Here is an 18,616-nt window from a genome sequence, read left to right as displayed (position 1 = left end):
TACTGAGAAAAATAGCACGCGGAACGTTATACGCACTGCGGGCCTGAACAAACTGCGCATGGAGGATAAGCGTGGTGAGGAGCATATTAAGCTCAGCACGGAGTATGGGGGTAAGACGCAGCTTAATCTTGGTCATAGCGTAGATGCTTCAGGAACACTAAGAGGAGAGGGTGCTGAACTTCGCACGGACAAGCACATAGCGGTGCGGGGTGGGGCCGGATTGTTTATTTCTGCAGATAAACAACCTAAGGCACTAGGGCCAATACTGGAAATGCAGGCGGCAATGGAGAGGCTTAAACAGTCTGCTGAACAGATGGATTCCCTCTCTAAAGATGCACAGTCTGCGAAAGCGGAACCAGCACAAATAGAGGCGCAGCTTTCTTTCATGCGCGAACAAATTAAAGAATTGAAAGAGGCCGTTGCGGTGTTGAGTGCACCAGAGGGGATTGCTTTAACAAGCGGTAAGCATTTGCAGCTGGCAGCGCGGCAAAATCTCACGTTCAGTGCTGGTGCTGATACTGATATTGGCATTGTGAAACGATTGTTCGTGGGGGTTGGCCATGGGGTGAGTCTGTTTGTCCGAAAATTAGGTATTAAGCTTATCGCTAACCAAGGCCCCGTAACTATTCAGGCGCAAAATGATCAACTCCAATTGCTGGCACGGCAGGGGCTGGAAATAACCAGCACAGAAGATGAAATTCATATTGTTGCTAAGAAGAAAATCGTTCTGAATGCAGGGGGATCCTACATTACCCTTGACCCGTACAAGATTGAATTAGGTACCAACGGTGATTGCAATATTAGAGCAGCCGACTTTGCTTACAGTGAACCAGCCAATATGGATGCCAGCCATCCAGAATATCCGGCGCTGCAAGAAAATGTAAAACAATCGCTGCGTTTACATATTCCACAGGCACCTAACGCTCCTGAAATAAGCTGGGCTGGCATGCCATATTCCCTTTTTGCAGATGGATCGTTGGTTAAATCAGGTGTACTGGACAAGAGCGGCCAACTCCCAATTGACCATCAAGTGGTGACCAGAGAGTACACACTGGAAATGGCTAATGGTGTGCGTTATCAGATCCCTGTCGTTGATGCATACACTAACCCGGAGCAGGGCAAACTGGCTAATCTTGGGTTCCATCATCATCCGTCGATGGCCAGTTCTGACATTAATACGCCCGACACCCATACTGCCCACCGTATGACCTATGCCCGCCTCTTGGGTAATGTAAACGACAAGGATGAAGTTTAATGAAAAAGGACCCTTTTGTTGTCCCTATTGCCCCTCAGGAAGCGGATCACGGGGTGATTACCTCTCCCTGGTTTGTTCAGAATACGGAATACCCGCCAACCCTGGCGACCTATAAGCCGCTGGTCAATGGTGAAGAGGCTTTTGCTGCGGTTCATCACGCCATTGCGAATGCGAAGAAATCAGTGGATATCATCTGCTGGGGTTTCCAGCCTTCAATGTATTTTATCCGCGATGGGCAGGCCCCCTCGATTGGAGAGTTACTCGTTGACGTTGCGAGAAAAAACAACGTGGAAGTGCGAGTACTGGGTTGGGAAATGCCACTCAATTCAGCAGGGGGAGCAGGTGAAGCCAATCTGCCCGGCAAAGGTATTGTGCGTATAAAAGATCGGGCAGGACAAAGCGCGACGGATGAGCAATATGCGAATGACAGGAAATGGTTTGCAGAGTATGCCCTGTTTAATACGGTTAAAGAGATATCAGTCGGTATCGGAACAACGCCAAAAAGATTAAAGCAATTCCCGCAGTTTGTAAGCAGGGGCTTCAATGTTGATGAACGTGCGGAGATACGATATCAGGCAGCACTGCATGCCCTTGATAAAGACATCAGTAAAATGACCGTGGCACTTCTGGCGGCGACAGCCACTCATCACCAGAAAACAGTCCTGGTGGATTACGAATTACCGGAGCATGCGGTAGGTTTTGTGATGGGCCACAACATGCTCGATGAGTACTGGGATACAGATGACCATTCATCCAGGCGTCGGGCAGGCAGCGTGGATGCGTATGCACCCAATATGGGAGCCAGCGGGTTTCTCCCGCGCCAGGATATCTCAAGTCAGGTAACGGGCCCGATACTGGAACACCTGCACGAGAATTTTGCTAAGGCGTGGTGTAAGGAAACGCATCAGGATCTGCTGGCTTTGCGTAATGCTAAGAGAGTGGCCAAAGAACTGAAGCCCCGCCCTGAATACGGCACGCCGATTATGGCTCAACTGCTTCGTACTCAGGCACAGGAACAAAAACGGGATATCGAGACGCTTTATTTGCAGGCAGTTAACAATGCCACTCAGTTTATCTATATAGAGAATCAGTATTTCCGCTGGCCGCCGATGGCTGAGTTGATTAATAAAATTGCAGAAGAACAGACAAGCAAAGGGCGAGACCATAATAAACATGGTGCTTTGTATTTGTTTGTAGTGACCAACGCCACAGATGAGGGTATCGGGTCGGGTACCGTCAATACCCAGCGCATGCTTGAGACGCTGGGACGGGCGGAAATAATTCCGGGTATCACAAAACAAATGCAGATTGATAAACTCCGGAGAGAAGCAGGAACAACGCCTGTTTCTGCGATGTATACACCTAAAAATGCTGAGGATTTTTTAAAGAAACAGCGAGAGCTGGACGCAAAGATACTTGAAATTGAAAAAAGTACGATTGTCCCCGAGCCCCGGCCTGGTTTAAACATCCATGTCTGCTCTCTTGTGGCACTGGACTCCCCTCCTGACAACTGGATGCCAGTTTATATTCACTCCAAGTTAATGATTGTGAATGACGTATTTACTACGCATGGGTCCGCCAATATTAATACCCGCAGCATGCAGGTGGACAGTGAAATGAATATTGCTCACGAATGGGCCAGTGTGACTCAGGATTTAAGGAGGAGGTTATGGAGGATTCATACTAATGAGAGAGGGATGCAAGACGATTCTGAAGATGCATTCAATTCATGGGGAGACATAATTAACAGAAATGAAGCGCTCAAGGATGCTGCTGAATATAAGCCATTTGCACCTCTTGTTAAGTTTTATTACAATGATTCAAAACTTAAGGATTGGGACTGATGTGGAGACCGTTACTTCTTTTCTGCTTTATTGTTATCGGCTGCGATCAGAATATTAATGTGAATGCTAAAGGGAATTCACCAAAGGATCATTCCATGCCATCTTTAGATGAAATACATACCCAACTGACTTTTGTCTGTAAATTTGAAGTTATTCCGCAGTCTAATCCTGATACCGAATTGCTTTTTAACTACTCACGCTGGCTGCAAAAAAACAATCAATTAGATGAGGACGAAGAAGTGAATACGGAAGTGGCTCGCCTCTATCGTATTGCGGCAGAAAATGGCCATATGAAGGCTAATATTAATCTGCAGAATGGCTCGCTGCGTGGACAGCTCAATTTAACGGCTTCAGAGCAGTTACGTTACAGCCAGCAACTTATCGATCAAGGGGTTGCCAGCGGCTACTACTATATTGCCATCTATTTGCAGCATGGCGCCGCGGGGCTGAAGAAGGATGAGGACATGGCGCTGCGTTACTACCGTAAAGCAGCTGATGAAGGAAGTGCTCTGGCACAGGCTTATATAGGCGGCAAGCTATCACCAAAAGGGATGGCTCCAGACATAGCTAAAGAGATGCTGTTCTGTGCAGCAACGCAAGGATCAGGAGATGCAGCTAATAAACTGGGAAATATGCTAGCCGTGAATAAACAATTCCTAAAGGCAGCCGAGGCATTTCAGTTAGGTGTTGTTGCCGGGGATAGAAGTTCCGCAAGTTTTCTAGAATCTGGATTTAATGGCCCTAAGCCCACTGACAGTCTCTATTTTCTTGGCCAGCAAAAAGATCCCGAACGTGTCCGCCGCTATAAGCTTATCAGGCGAATACTTGCAGATTACTCCTACGCCCATCCCACCGTACCCGAAATCAACGATATCGTTCCGTTACCGCCCGCGCCTTTGCCGGAATGGGACGGCAAACTGAAGTGGGTGGAGGCCCGCGAAGCCAACATCCCGCCGGAAAAACCGGGTGAGGCGCTGATTGCCCGGCTGGCGAAGAAGAAGCACCTGAACCCGGCAACCGGCAGGCCGCTGCCTGAATCCCCGGACTTTGATAAACAGAGCACGTCGCTGCTGCTGTGCCATAGCGGAGAACCCTGCCCGAGAAGCGGCTACTGGCAGACGGCCTGGATACCGGACAGCGGAACAGGCCCGGAAGAGGTGCGTTACTTCAGGGAGGGGGATACGATGCCGGCTGACCGCATAACGCGCATTCATTCCCGCCCCTGGCCCCTGCGTGACAGGCACACGGAGGAAGAGCAGCCCGTGACGTGGCGTTATCTGGGCGAGGCCTAGGACAGCGCAAGCCGTTAACACAAGGAAGAGCAGGCCATGTCAAACAAGTACAGCCAGCGGCACGCCGTCATCATCCATCGATGGCCAGTTCTGACATTAATACGCCCGACACCCATACTGCCCACCGTATGACCTATGCCCGCCTCTTGGGTAATGTAAACGACAAGGATGAAGTTTAATGAAAAAGGACCCTTTTGTTGTCCCTATTGCCCCTCAGGAAGCGGATCACGGGGTGATTACCTCTCCCTGGTTTGTTCAGAATACGGAATACCCGCCAGCCCTGGCGACCTATAAGCCGCTGGTCAATGGTGAAGAGGCTTTTGCTGCGGTTCATCACGCCATTGCGAATGCGAAGAAATCAGTGGATATCATCTGCTGGGGTTTCCAGCCTTCAATGTATTTTATCCGCGATGGGCAGGCCCCCTCGATTGGAGAGTTACTCGTTGACGTTGCGAGAAAAAACAACGTGGAAGTGCGAGTACTGGGTTGGGAAATGCCACTCAATTCAGCAGGGGGAGCAGGTGAAGCCAATCTGCCCGGCAAAGGTATTGTGCGTATAAAAGATCGGGCAGGACAAAGCGCGACGGATGAGCAATATGCGAATGACAGGAAATGGTTTGCAGAGTATGCCCTGTTTAATACGGTTAAAGAGATTTCAGTCGGTATCGGAACAACGCCAAAAAGATTAAAGCAATTCCCGCAGTTTGTAAGCAGGGGCTTCAATGTTGATGAACGTGCGGAGATACGATATCAGGCAGCACTGCATGCCCTTGATAAAGACATCAGTAAAATGACCGTGGCACTTCTGGCGGCGACAGCCACTCATCACCAGAAAACAGTCCTGGTGGATTACGAATTACCGGAGCATGCAGTGGGTTTTGTGATGGGCCACAACATGCTCGATGAGTACTGGGATACAGATGAGCACTCATCCAGGCGTCGGGCAGGCAGCGTGGATGCGTATGCATCCAATATGGGAGCCAGCGGGTTTCTCCCGCGCCAGGATATCTCAAGTCAGGTAACGGGCCCGATACTGGAACACCTGCACGAGAATTTTGCTAAGGCGTGGTGTAAGGAAACGCATCAGGATCTGCTGGCTTTGCGTAATGCAAAGAAAGTGGCCAAAGAACTGAAGCCCCGCCCTGAATACGGCACGCCGATGATGGCTCAACTGCTCCGCACTCAGGCACAGGAACAAAAACGGGATATCGAGACGCTTTATTTGCAGGCAGTCAACAATGCCACTCAGTTTATCTATATAGAGAATCAGTATTTCCGCTGGCCGCCGATGGCCAAATTAATTACTGAAACTGTAGCAAAACAAATAAAAAATGGTCGCGACTCTAAAAAAGATGGTGTTCTGCATTTGTTTGTAGTGACCAATGCTACAGATGAGGGTATTGGTTCGGGTACCGTTAATACCCAGCGCATGCTGGATTTACTTGGTCGGGCCGATACCATGCCGGGTATCACTAAGCTTAAACTGAAAGAAGAATTCCGAAAAAGCCTGCCCAGCGGTCCCTCAATCAATGCTCCCTATGGAGAGAAGCTGAAATACATTTATGAACGGGATGCTGCAATAAAAGAAAAAGAGAAAGAAATAGATGAGAGCATCATTCCCCTTGTAGATATACCAGGTCTAAAAGTGCATGTATGTTCGCTGGTCGCAATGGATTCTCCGCCAGATAAATGGATGCCTGTTTATATTCACTCCAAGTTGATGATTATCAATGACGTGTTTACCACGCATGGCTCTGCCAATATTAACACCCGCAGTATGCAGGTGGACAGTGAGATGAATATTGCTCATGAGTGGGGGAGTGTGACGCAGGATTTAAGAAGAAGATTGTGGGACTTGCACACTAACGGGCAAGGTGGACAGGATAATCCTGAAGATGCATTTAAGGCCTGGGGGAGTCTTCTTGAGAGTAACCTAGAGAATCAGAAACCAGAGAATCAAATGCCTCCAAATGCTCCATTAATTAAATTTAACTATGATAAACCTAACTTGAGCGATCTGGACTAATGCGCAAACTATTAATATTGTGCAGCCTCCTTCTGACGGGCTGTGATGGGGGCAACGCTCCGCTAGTTTTTAAAAAGGATAATTCTATGGACCCCCTCAGCAACATCAATGCCCGCCTGGCATTTTCCTGCCAGCATGAAATTTTACCTGATCCTGATGCTGCTGCGGACATTTTGTTTAACTATGCTCGTTGGTTACAGAAAAATAATAACTTTAAGCAGGACAAGTCGGTGGATTTGGACGTTGCGCGTCTCTATCGGATTGCGGCAGAAAACGGGCATGCCAAGGCTAATATTAATCTGCAGAACGGTTCACTGCGCGGTCAGTTCGGATTAACGGCGACTGAGCGGCAGCGCTTCAGCCAGCAACTCATTGATGCCGGGGTCGCCAGCGGCTACTACTTTATCGCTATCTATCTTCAGCACGGTGCTGCGGGGCTGAAGCAGGATGAGGATATGGCGCTGCGTTACTACCGTAAAGCGGCTGATGAAGGCAACGCCCAGGCACAGGCTTACGTGGGCGAAAAGTTATCTTGGCTTGAGAATACCGGAGACATAGTCCGGAAGATGCGGCATTGCGCAGCAGAACAGGGGGACGGCAAAGCCGCATTATCGCTGGGAATTAACCTGAAGGCAAAAAAGAATTATCAAAAGGCAGCCGAAGCATTTCAATTGGGGGTAGCTGCCGGTAATGAAAATTCTGCAAGCTTTTTAGAAGAAGGATTTTCCGGTCCCGAGCCTACAGACAGGCTCTATTATCTAGGCCAGCAAAAAGACCCCGAACGCGCAAAGCGCTATAAGGCTATCTGGAAGATATTGTCAGATTACTCCTACGCCCATCCCACCGTACCCGAAATCAACGACATCGTTCCGCTACCGCCCGCGCCTTTGCCCGAATGGGACGGCAAACTAAAGTGGCTGGAGGCCCGCGAAGCCAATATTCCGCCGGAAAAACCGGGTGAGGCGCTGATTGCCCGGCTGGCGAAGAAGAAGCACCTGAACCCGGCGACCGGCAGGCCGCTGCCTGAGTCACCGGACTTTGATAAACAGAGCGCGTCGCTGCTGCTGTGCCATAGCGGAGAACCCTGCCCGAGAAGCGGCTACTGGCAGACGGCCTGGATACCGGACAGCGGAACAGGCCCGGAAGAGGTGCGTTACTTCAGGGAGGGGGATACGATGCCGGCTGACCGCATAACGCGCATTCATTCCCGCCCCTGGCCATTGCGTGACAGGCACACGGAAGAAGAACAGTCCGTGACGTGGCGTTATCTGGGCGAGGCCTAGAACAGCGTAAGTCGTTTAACAGCAGGGAGAGCAATCATGAAAAAAAGGTACAGCCAGCGACACGCTGCTATCGGGATGCTTTGCCTGCTGCTGGCAGGGTGCGATAACAGCGCTTCCCCGTTTCAGACAAACATGAGTGACATCCCGCCGCCCGGCGGGGCCAGCACCGGGCAGGCCTTAACCTGCAGACACGAGATTATTCCGGGGCCGGAAGCTGATACTGATGTGCTGTTCAGATACGCCCGCTGGTTGCAGGTGAACAATCAGCTCAGGCAGGACAAAGTCATAGACCTGGAAATTGCCCGTCTCTACCGGATTGCAGCGGAGAACGGACATGCCAAAGCCACCATCAATCTGCAGAACGGGTCGCTGCGCGGGCGTTTTGGGCTGACTGCATCAGAAAGACGCCGTTTCAGCCAGCAGCTTATCGATGCCGGAGTCGCCAGCGGCTACTACTTTATCGCCATCTATCTGCAGCATGGAGCTGCGGGGCTGAAGCAGGATGAGGAAATGGCGCTGCGTTACTATCGTAAGGCGGCTGATGAAGGGAGTGCTCTGGCACAGGTGTATCTGGGCAAAAAACTTGAGCCAATTGATATCGCACCGGATGTTGCCAGGCAAATGTATCTCTGTGCTGCTCAGCAGGGAGAGGGAGAAGCGGCGAGTATATTAGGCTCCATGCTCAAGTTTAGGAAAAATTACCAGGAAGCGGTGCGGGTATATCAGTTAGGGGTCGCTGCGGGGGATCCTCTTTCGACAAGTTTTTTAATGGACGGATTTAATGATCCTTCACCAGATAACCCTCTTGACTATCTGGATTTAAAAAAAGACCCAGAGCGTTCCCGGCGATACAGGGCTATCTGGCGAATACTGGAAAATTACTCCTACGCCCATCCCACCGTACCCGAAATCAACGATATCGTTCCGTTACCGCCCGCGCCTTTGCCGGAATGGGACGGCAAACTGAAGTGGGTGGAGGCCCGCGAAGCCAACATCCCGCCGGAGAAACCGGGTGAGGCGCTGATTGCCCGGCTGGCGAAGAAGAAGCACCTGAACCCGGCAACCGGCAGGCCGCTGCCTGAGTCACCGGACTTTGATAAACAGAGCACGTCGCTGCTGCTGTGCCATAGCGGAGAACCCTGCCCGAGAAGCGGCTACTGGCAGACGGCCTGGATACCGGACAGCGGAACAGGCCCGGAAGAGGTGCGTTACTTCAGGGAGGGAGATACGATGCCGGCTGACCGCATAACGCGCATTCATCCCCGCCCCTGGCCCTTGCGTGACAGGCACACGGAGGAAGAGCAGCCCGTGACGTGGCGTTATCTGGGCGAGGCCTAGGACAGCGTAAGTCGTTTAACAGCAGGGAGAGCAGTCATGAAAAAAAGGTACAGCCAGCGACACGCCACTATCGGGATGCTCTGCCTGTTGCTGGCAGGGTGCGATAACAGCGCTTCCCCGTTTCAGACAAACATCCGTGGTATCCCATCGCCCGGCGGGGCCAGCAACGGGCAGGCCTTCAACTGCAAATACGAGGTTATCCCGGGTCCGGAAGCGGAGGCTGATGTGCTGTTCAGATACGCCCGCTGGCTGCAGGTGAACAACCAGCTCAGGCAGGACAAGGTCATAGACCTGGAAATTGCCCGTCTCTATCGGATTGCAGCGGAGAACGGGCATGCCAAAGCCACCATCAATCTGCAGAACGGGTCGCTGCGCGGGCATTTTGGTCTGACTGCATCGGAAAGACGCCGCTTCAGCCAGAAGCTTATCGATGCCGGAGTCGCCAGCGGCTACTACTTTATTGCCATCTATCTGCAGCACGGTGCTGCGGGGCTGAAGCAGGATGAGGACATGGCGCTGCGTTACTATCGTAAGGCGGCTGATGAAGGGAGTGCTCTGGCACAGGCCTATGTGGGCGAAAAACTTGCACCGATTGATATTGCCCCCGACGTTGCAAAACAGATGTTGCTATGCGCAGCTGAGCAAGGTAATGGCGAGGCAGCATTATCGCTGGGAGTTGGTCTCGCAATAGATAAAAAGTATTCAGAGGCTTTGCATGCATTCCAGCTCGGAGTGGCGGCAGGTAATTCAAACTCAGCTAGTTTTTTAGAAGAAGGATTTTACGGTCCCGAGCCTACAGACAGGCTCTATTATCTAGGCCAGCAAAAAGACCCCGAACGCGCACGGCGCTATAAGGCTATCTGGAAGATATTGTCAGATTACTCCTACGCCCATCCCAGCGTACCCGAAATCAACGACATCGTACCGCTACCGCCCGCGCCTTTGCCCGAATGGGACGGCAAGCTGAAGTGGCTGGAGGCCCGCGAAGCCAACATCCCGCCGGAAAAACCGGGTGAGGCGCTGATTGCCCGGCTGGCGAAGAAGAAGCACCTGAACCCGGCGACCGGCAGGCCGCTGCCGGAATCACCGGACTTTGATAAACAGAGCGCGTCGCTGCTGCTGTGCCACAGCGGAGAACCCTGCCCGAGAAGCGGTTACTGGCAGACGGCCTGGATACCGGACAGCGGAACAGGCCCGGAAGAGGTGCGTTACTTCAGGGAGGGGGGGATACGATGCCGGCCGACCGCATAACGCGCATTCATTCCCGCCCCTGGCCCTTGCGTGACAGGCACACGGAGGAAGAGCAGCCCGTGACGTGGCGTTATCTGGGCGAGGCCTAGGACAGCGTAAGTCGTTTAACAGCAGGGAGAGCAGTCATGAAAAAAAGGTACAGCCAGCGACACGCCACTATCGGGATGCTCTGCCTGTTGCTGGCAGGGTGCGATAACAGCGCTTCCCCGTTTCAGACAAACATCCGTGGTATCCCATCGCCCGGCGGGGCCAGCAACGGGCAGGCCTTCAACTGCAAATACGAGGTTATCCCGGGTCCGGAAGCGGAGGCTGATGTGCTGTTCAGATACGCCCGCTGGCTGCAGGTGAACAACCAGCTCAGGCAGGACAAGGTCATAGACCTGGAAATTGCCCGTCTCTATCGGATTGCAGCGGAGAACGGGCATGCCAAAGCCACCATCAATCTGCAGAACGGGTCGCTGCGCGGGCATTTTGGTCTGACTGCATCGGAAAGACGCCGCTTCAGCCAGAAGCTTATCGATGCCGGAGTCGCCAGCGGCTACTACTTTATTGCCATCTATCTGCAGCACGGTGCTGCGGGGCTGAAGCAGGATGAGGACATGGCGCTGCGTTACTATCGTAAGGCGGCTGATGAAGGGAGTGCTCTGGCACAGGCCTATGTGGGCGATAAACTTGCACCGGTTGACATTGCCCCCGACGTTGCAAAACAGATGTTGCTATGCGCAGCTGAGCAAGGTAATGGCGAGGCAGCCCTATCGCTGGGGATTGGCCTCAAAATAAATAAAAAGTATTCAGAGGCTTTGCATGCATTCCAGCTCGGAGTGGCGGCAGGTAATTCAAACTCAGCAAGTTTTTTAAGGAATGGATTTTCCGGTCCCGAGCCTACAGACAGGCTCTATTATCTAGGCCAGCAAAACAACCCCGAACGCGCACGGCGCTATAAGGCTATCTGGAATATACTGGCGGATTACTCCTACGCCCATCCCGCCGTACCCGAAATCAACGATATTGTTCCGCTACCGCCCGCGCCTTTGCCGGAATGGGACGGGAAGCTGAAGTGGCTGGAGGCCCGCGAAGCCAACATCCCGCCGGAAAAACCGGGTGAGGCGCTGATTGCACGGCTAGCGAAGAAGAAGCACTTGGATCAGGTGACGGGCAGACCGCTGACGCATTAAATGGTTTCATCAGAAAGAATATGTCATTCATGTTGTGCTATAGCGGTAATACAACGTCATTCAGTCGGTAATTTTTATTTCAGATAATCCTCAAATTGTTTTATTTAGTGACAAGTTTCTAATTTAACTAATTTATTAAAGGTATATTTAATAATGAAAAATATTATTCGGCTGGGTGATAAACATACCGGCGGCGGCTCTGTATTAAGTGCTTCAATGAAGATGATGTTTCACGGTGTAGGTGCTGCGCGAGTGGGAGATCCTGTTGACTGCCCTAAGCACGGTAAAAATGTTATCGCAGAGGGCCATGCAACCTACAAAGATTACGGGCGACCGGTGGCATTTCATGGGCATCGTTGTGCATGTGGGTGCAGCTTGATATCAAGCCTACCATCAGCAACGGCGATGTAAATATGCCAGTCAATCTCAAATTAATACCATCACCTGCAATTAAACCGGTGGTGCCAAAATGGTGGGTGTGGCTTTTAATGTTGCTCATCATGATAATCGTTGGCATAAATTACGCCATAATGATGAAGATCTCTAAACCGGACATGAGCAACATAATATTTTGGGAGAACGCGCTTGAATTGCCCTTTTTAGGTTGGGCTTTTCTATTGTTTTTCCGTCTGGCCTGGTTTAAAGGACAATCCAATGCAGCTATAAACAGTGATCGGTTACGTGAAAAACAACTCAATCGAGAACTACAGCGCGGGCAGCGTTGTTTAAATGTCTATGGATTAAGTCTCCATACTACTTTCCGCACTGACGCTGATACTCAAGGTAACTTACAGTGGGATGCTTTGAGCCAAAAAAAGGCGGCATTGAAAACACAGCCATCATGGTTGGGATGCCGGGGTGTCCGACACAGTCGTTTAATCAGAAATAATGAAGAAGCCGTAGAGCAATTATTGAAGCGGGGGTACGCTAAAGTGCTGGAAGAACTCAGCCCAATCCTTGCCATGATGTCAGAAGAAACATCTATTGCGGTATTACTTGAATGCGAGAGTCACCTGAATAGTCATCAGATAGGGAGTACTTTTAGGCAGTGCTGGGATGACATTAGCATAGCTCAACCCGTTACGCTCATTTCAGGTGCCGGGCTTGCCGTCATTGACCAATGGATAGATCAAAGCAGTAATGAAAAAACAATGCTCTTAGTCTTAGCCGCACAGATTGAACCCGAACATCCTGAGGGAACTTCAGAAGCAATTGTCGGCTTACTGCTCGGTCATTCACTCCCTATCCATAATCTACCGATTCTTGCGCGGTTGCATCGTCCGGAACAGTCATATCATACAGACGTTAAAGATTTGGAATATGCTATTGCGCACTCCCTGAAATGGGTTCCCATAACGGGTGAAAGTATAGAGTCTGGCTGGCTGGTTGGTATCCATTCGGAACATAATATTGCTGTTGCCACGGCATTAAAATCTGTAAAAAGTCCAATCAATATCGGGCAGGACTTAAATAATCTTGATGCAATATTGGGATATCCTGGTTGTTCTGCTCCATGGGTTGCCATCGCCTGCGCCGCACAATTCTGCAGAAATGGAAAAGCGCAATTGATCTTGAGTGGTAATCGTACCAACGCACCGTTGTGGGCCACAATAGTTTCGCCTGAGGGGCTATCAACTCAGTCGTGATACACGAATTAGTAAAGAAAATGGAATGATGAAAACTAATGATTGTGCAACAGGGAATAAATGATGAACACATCGAATAAAGGAAGTGATAGGCACTGGATAGGTCGTTATAGCGTTATTTTTCTTGTGCTCACTGCGATTGCCTGGGGTATTTATCGTTTTGGTGAAAGAATTGGCCTGTTAACGTTTCAAAGCAAGTTTTACGCCTTCATTGGATTATGTTTTATTTTTTTATGCATGAGTTACGGAGTGATTTTAATTAGAAGCATCTTGCAAGGGCGTAATGATAATCATGTCTCTGTTAAAAATAATAAAACACAGCAAGTGAATAGAAACTCCGCCTCTGGTGTCGCCATATCTGAACTCAAGTTGGCACTAGGCGATCAGTTTGGTCGTTTCTGGCGAAGGAAAGTGACCATTATTATGCTCACCGGGCGTAAGCTGGATGTGGAACAACTCGCCCCCGGCATTAGCAGTCAATTCTGGCTAGAGCATCAAGGTACGGTGCTGTTGTGGGGAGGAGATACAGATCAGCCTTTGGATAATGACTGGTTCAGCAAGATTAAGGCATTATGCCATCAACCGATTGATGCTTTGATTTGGGTCACATCATCTCTGAGTCGATCTCCTGCTTTGGATTACGCGTCATCCGACGACATGTTATCACCACAGGAAATAGATACACTCTCCCGAAGAATTACCTCTCGTTATGAATTATTAGGATGGAGACTGCCGTTTATTGTGTGGTCGTTACATCCGGCTGGTGACTGCTCAGGAAGAATTACACAGTCTGTCGGTTGCTTATTGCCATTCCGGGCAACATCGGAGGCTATTGAGGCGCAATTACAGACATTGGCCGCTAAATTGACAGAGCAAGGAATTCAGCAAATCTGTATTGATCCTCAGTACACATTCTTGCTTGCTTTGAAATCTGAGCTCTCCCTGTCAGCGAGGCGTATTAGCCAGTCTCTGACTGAGTTGCTGAATCCGCATCGTCCGTTACCCGTTGCAGGGGTTATGTTTAGTCCTTCAGCAATGGAGTCTGCCCGAGAGGTTAAACATCATTGGGGAAAAGACACGTGTTGGGATTCGTTACTTGCTTCACTTTCAACATTACCTGTGGGATTACGCCCGGTAAAACATCGTCTGGGATGGCCTCAGGTATTATGCATTATTAGTTCAGCATTTATGGTGCTCTGGGCTGCTGGGATAATTATCTCGTTTATTTACAACCGTAATATTATTGCTACGACACAGGATCAGATTACTCGCGCGTCTCAAAGTGTTGGGATTGAGCAGCGGCTGAGTGCACTCGCTGAATTGCAAGCGGGAATCGAACGCCTGCAAAATCGGTCTGCTCACGGTGTGCCGTGGTATGACTTCACCGGGCTAAATCAAAATGATGCGCTACTCCACGCACTTTGGGAGCGATACAGTAATGTCGCACTGCCGTTGCTGCGTGATGCGGCGGCAATTCACCTTAAGGCCAGGCTGAAAACCATAGCCGCATTGCCGCCAGATAGTCCACTTCGCGAGCAGCTTGCAAGACCCGCTTACACCCAGCTCAAACTATTACTGATGCTGGCGCGACCGGAACGAATGAATGAGGAGTGGTTTAGTCATGCACTGATACGGGATTGGGCGCAGCGTGAAGGCGTGACTGACAGTTATTGGCAGGGAGAAGGTGCACCGCTGCTGGCCTTCTACAGCAAGAGTTTGCGTACACATCCGCAGTGGGCGCTAAAGATCGATGATGAACTTGTCAGTCAGGTACGCGCCCTGCTGGTGCGGCAGATGGGGGTAACCAACAGCGAAATCCGCCAGTACCAGCGGATGCTCTCACAGGTAGCCCGACAGTATGCTGACATGCGCCTGTCAGACATGACCGGCGATACCGATACGGCGCGTTTGTTCACGACCGATGAAGTAGTCCCGGGGATGTTTACCCGGCAGGCCTGGGAAGACGGTGTGAAACCTGCCATTGAAAAAGTGGCTCGCGAGCGCAAGGAAGAGATGGACTGGGTGCTGGGTGACAATTCGCAGGCCGACCAGGCAGCATCACCGGACGTACTGCAAGCCAGGCTGACCAGCCGTTACTTCTCTGACTACAGCGCCGCCTGGCTGAATTTCCTCAACAGCCTGCGCCTGCAACCTACTCCGACATTGTCAGACGCTATTGACCAGCTCACACTGATGGCAGATGTGCGCCAGTCACCGCTGGTGGCGCTGATGAATACGCTCAACGTGCAGGGACGGACCGGGCAGAGTGGGGATGCTATTGCTGACTCGCTGGTGAAGTCTGCGCAGAACCTGCTCAGTCGGGAAAAGCGCCCTGCCATTGACCAGAACAGCGGACCGATCGGCCCACTCGATGCGACTTTCGGCCCGCTGCTGGCGCTGACTGACAGTCAGGGCAGCAGCAGTATGAGCCTGCGTACCTTCCTGACGCGCGTGACTCAGGTGCGTCTGCGCCTGCAGCAGGTCACCAACGCGGCAGACCCGCAGGCCATGACGCAGACGCTGGCGCAGACGGTGTTTCAGGGGAAAACCGTGGACCTCACTGACACGCGTGATTATGGCAGCCTGGTCGCCGCCGGGCTGGGGCAGGAGTGGAGCGGTTTTGGGCAGGCGGTGTTTGTGCGCCCGATGGAGCAGGCCTGGCAGCAGGTGCTGATGCCGGCTGCGGGCAGCCTGAACGCCCAGTGGCAGCAGGCGGTGGTGAATGAGTGGAACAGCGCGTTTGGCGGCCGCTATCCGTTTAAAAATGTCAGCAGTGAAGTGTCACTGCCGCTGCTGGCGAAATATCTGAATGCGGACAACGGTCGCATCACCCGCTTCCTGCAGTCGCGTCTGAGCGGTGTGCTGCACCGCGAAGGCACGCGCTGGATACCGGACAGCATCAACGCTCAGGGGCTGACTTTTAACCCGGCTTTTCTGCAGGCGCTTAATCAGCTTAGCCGGATTTCTGACGTGGTGTTTACCCGCGGCGAGGCCGGGCTGCACTTTGAGCTGCGTCCTGGTACGGCTGCAGACGTGATGCAGACTGACCTGATTATCGACAGTCAGAAGCTCACCTACATGAATCAGCAACCGGTGTGGAAGCGCTTCACCTGGCCTGCCGACACAGAAGCGCCGGGTGCATCACTGAGCTGGATAAGCACGAAGGCCGGCACCCGCCAGTACGGCGACATGCCGGGCAGCTGGGGTCTGATTCGCCTGCTGGATAAGGCTCAGGTCAGCGCCAATCCGGGCATCAGCAGCAGCTGGCGGCTCACCTGGCAGGCACCTGACGGTCGTCCGCTGAACTACATTCTGCGCACCGAAGCCGGAGAGGGGCCGCTGGCGCTGCTGAAGCTGCGCAACTTCACGCTCCCGGCCGACATATTCATTATCAGTAACGCCCCGGACGTGCAGGATGAAACTTTTGTCAGCGAGGAAGACTAATGCCACTGCAATCCCTGATTAATGCCTGCGGTGCGAATGCGGACCATCTTCGCGTGCTGGCCACGGACTCTGTTTCGCTGTGGGAGCCGTGGCTGAAACCCCTGGCGGGCACCCACGTAGCAGGCGAAGACCCGACCTACAACGATGCGTTCCAGCAGATGCAGGAAGAGATGAACCGTTTGTCTGGCGCGGATACGACGCTTATCTGTGCGCTGGCGGAGCAGGTACTGACGACGGAAGCCAAAGACATCCGCGTGGCAGTCTGGTACTGCTGGGCGCGACTGCAACAGGACGGTGAAGAAGGGTTCGCCGACGGTCTGGCCCTGCTTGCCGGCCTGCTGCAGCGCTTCGGTGATGCTTTGCATCCACAGCGGGCGCGCAGTCGTGAGGCGGCGCTGGGCTTTCCCGCCAGCGCGCGCGTGCTGGATACGCTGACGCTCTATCCCGAAGTGATGACATCTTCGGCGCAGCGTACCGTGGCGGCGTTGCTGGTGATTGATGACGTATGCAGAGCGCAGGGCGGGGCCGGCCTTGGTAGCCTTTACGGCGCGCTGGAGGCAAGGTTGCTGAGGGCAGGCGGCCCGGATGCGGTGGTGCCCCAAACGGCGGCAGACAGTCCCGCATCCCAGTCGTCTTCAGCCTCCGCCGCCCCCGCTCTGGCGGCTATCAGTTCCGGGCGTGATCTGCTGGACCAGGCACGAACGCTGGCCGCTTATCTGCGCGATCAGCCAGGCGGATGGCTGGCCGCGCACAGGCTGATGAAAACCATCCGTCATGACACGCTCAGCCAGCTGCCACCATTGTCCGGCGACGGCAAAAGCCGTATTGAGCCACCCAAGCCGGACCAGCGCGCACAGCTCAAGCGCCTGTGGCTGCAGCAGAGCTGGGCCGAACTGGCCGAGCAGGCCGACAGCCTGTTCAGCCGGGGCGGCAATCACTTCTGGCTTGACCTGCAGTGGTACCAGCACCAGGCGCAGCTGCGCTCGGGCAATGCGGCGCTGGCGGCGATTGTTCAGGACGACCTTAAGGGCCTGCTGTCGCGCCTCAACGGGCTGGAAACGCTGGCTTTCAGTGACGGAATGCCGTTTGCGGATGAGGTTACCATGGGCTGGATCCAGCAGCATGTGCTAATGCCTGCTGGAGTGTTCGGAACGGAGACTGGCTCTGTGACTGCTGGCGCTGAAGATGATGTGCTGCAGCTTGAGAGCGAGGCCACTGACCTGGCAGACAGGGAAGGCATTGAGGCTGCGCTGGCCTGGCTGCAGCAACGCCCCGGCATCACGTCACCTCGCCAGCAGTGGTTATTACGTTTGCTGATGGCCAGACTTGCCGAGCATTTTGGCCGTCAGGAAATGGCGCTTCATCTGCTATGTGCGCTCGATACGCAAGCGGAGAACATGGTACTAAGCGAATGGGAGCCGTCTCTGCTGTTTGAAGTGAAGTCTCGCAGACTCAAAATGCTGCGTGCACGAGCAGTTAGAGGAGGTGCAGATAAGCTACAAACAAATAAGGAAATTGAGCTATTGATTTCAGGTCTTATTAGACTTGATCCCGCAAAGTCTGTTGCAATTTGTGGATGAGTATTTCGCTAACGACTAAGTGTGGTAATTAAGCCATATTTACTCATATCTAATATATTTTTAATAACCAAGGTGGATTTATGCTTTCATTAATTCGTGTTGTCAATTTTATGGTTTCAATCCTATTCCTTATTGGAGGTGTGTTGAGTTTTTTCCTTGGTGGGATGTTGATAGTTATATTCCCAGAGTTTGCTGCTTTTTCAATGCTCTTTGCAATCCTTCCAATGGTTTTAATCTTTCTTTCAATTCTGGGCTTATATGGCGTGCTAAATAATAACATCAAAGTACAGATGGCTTTTGATATTTTATTACTCCCATTCTGGAATGTCGGAACTGTGATAGGTGCTGTTTGTTTAATCTTATTCTTAGTCGAGCGATATAAAGTCACTGGCAAATCGATTAGCTCCGACGCACCTGACAAGCCATAATGTTTTTCTCTAGTTTTTAATTTTGCTTAATATTGCTCGGGCAAATCATTTAGC

General features: G+C 52.0%; 13 protein-coding genes. All 13 read left to right on the top strand.

Annotation, left to right across the window (positions count from 1 at the left end; translation table 11 throughout):
- Nucleotides 1-1,255, top strand: a 1,255-nt coding sequence (locus WFP70_RS21410; RefSeq protein WP_337024367.1) for a DUF2345 domain-containing protein, incomplete at its 5' end; no start/stop codon positions are given.
- Nucleotides 1,255-3,099 carry a phospholipase D-like domain-containing protein gene (locus WFP70_RS21405; RefSeq protein WP_337024366.1) on the top strand — a complete coding sequence of 615 codons (1,845 nt, stop codon included), beginning with the start codon at nucleotides 1,255-1,257 and terminating at the stop codon, nucleotides 3,097-3,099. The genes WFP70_RS21410 and WFP70_RS21405, both read left to right, overlap by 1 nt.
- Nucleotides 3,099-4,391: an SEL1-like repeat protein gene (locus tag WFP70_RS21400; RefSeq protein WP_337024365.1), complete on the top strand. Its 1,293-nt coding sequence runs from the start codon at nucleotides 3,099-3,101 to the stop codon at nucleotides 4,389-4,391. Before WFP70_RS21405 ends, WFP70_RS21400 begins: the two co-directional genes overlap by 1 nt.
- A 178-nt stretch (nucleotides 4,392-4,569) precedes the next feature.
- A complete protein-coding gene (locus WFP70_RS21395; protein ID WP_337024364.1) occupies nucleotides 4,570-6,417 on the top strand; it encodes a phospholipase D-like domain-containing protein in 1,848 nt (615 codons plus the stop codon).
- A gap of 86 nt (nucleotides 6,418-6,503) precedes the next feature.
- Complete coding sequence (locus WFP70_RS21390; RefSeq protein ID WP_337024363.1) at nucleotides 6,504-7,700, top strand: SEL1-like repeat protein; 1,197 nt, start codon at nucleotides 6,504-6,506, stop codon at nucleotides 7,698-7,700.
- A 36-nt stretch (nucleotides 7,701-7,736) separates the two neighbouring features.
- Entirely contained in the window at nucleotides 7,737-9,038 is a 1,302-nt protein-coding gene (locus WFP70_RS21385; RefSeq protein WP_337024362.1) for an SEL1-like repeat protein, read from the top strand.
- A 36-nt stretch (nucleotides 9,039-9,074) separates the two neighbouring features.
- The gene (locus WFP70_RS21380; RefSeq protein WP_337024361.1) at nucleotides 9,075-10,289 is read left to right on the top strand and encodes an SEL1-like repeat protein; all 1,215 of its coding nucleotides are present in this window, start codon (nucleotides 9,075-9,077) and stop codon (nucleotides 10,287-10,289) included.
- Between the two features lie 164 nt (nucleotides 10,290-10,453).
- Nucleotides 10,454-11,464 carry an SEL1-like repeat protein gene (locus WFP70_RS21375; RefSeq protein ID WP_442956363.1) on the top strand — a complete coding sequence of 337 codons (1,011 nt, stop codon included), beginning with the start codon at nucleotides 10,454-10,456 and terminating at the stop codon, nucleotides 11,462-11,464.
- Nucleotides 11,465-11,617: 153 nt separating this feature from the next.
- Entirely contained in the window at nucleotides 11,618-11,875 is a 258-nt protein-coding gene (locus WFP70_RS21370) for a PAAR domain-containing protein (RefSeq protein ID WP_072017065.1), read from the top strand.
- The gene (locus WFP70_RS21365; protein ID WP_337024359.1) at nucleotides 11,827-13,110 is read left to right on the top strand and encodes a hypothetical protein; all 1,284 of its coding nucleotides are present in this window, start codon (nucleotides 11,827-11,829) and stop codon (nucleotides 13,108-13,110) included. Before WFP70_RS21370 ends, WFP70_RS21365 begins: the two co-directional genes overlap by 49 nt.
- 63 nt (nucleotides 13,111-13,173) lie before the next feature.
- Nucleotides 13,174-16,554: an ImcF-related family protein gene (locus tag WFP70_RS21360; protein ID WP_337024370.1), complete on the top strand. Its 3,381-nt coding sequence runs from the start codon at nucleotides 13,174-13,176 to the stop codon at nucleotides 16,552-16,554.
- Nucleotides 16,554-18,134, top strand: coding sequence for a type VI secretion system protein TssA (gene tssA / locus WFP70_RS21355; protein ID WP_337024358.1), 1,581 nt, complete (start codon nucleotides 16,554-16,556; stop codon nucleotides 18,132-18,134). Before WFP70_RS21360 ends, tssA begins: the two co-directional genes overlap by 1 nt.
- Before the next feature lie 80 nt (nucleotides 18,135-18,214).
- On the top strand, nucleotides 18,215-18,562 hold the full coding sequence (locus WFP70_RS21350; RefSeq protein ID WP_337024357.1) for a hypothetical protein: 348 nt from the start codon (nucleotides 18,215-18,217) through the stop codon (nucleotides 18,560-18,562).
- Nucleotides 18,563-18,616: the final 54 nt, after the last annotated feature.

The organism is Pantoea sp. USMM079, assembly GCF_037153115.1.
GTDB classification, from domain to species: Bacteria; Pseudomonadota; Gammaproteobacteria; order Enterobacterales; family Enterobacteriaceae; genus Pantoea; species Pantoea communis.
Note: the sequence above shows the minus strand (reverse complement) of the source record. Positions and strands in the feature narration are given on the sequence as shown.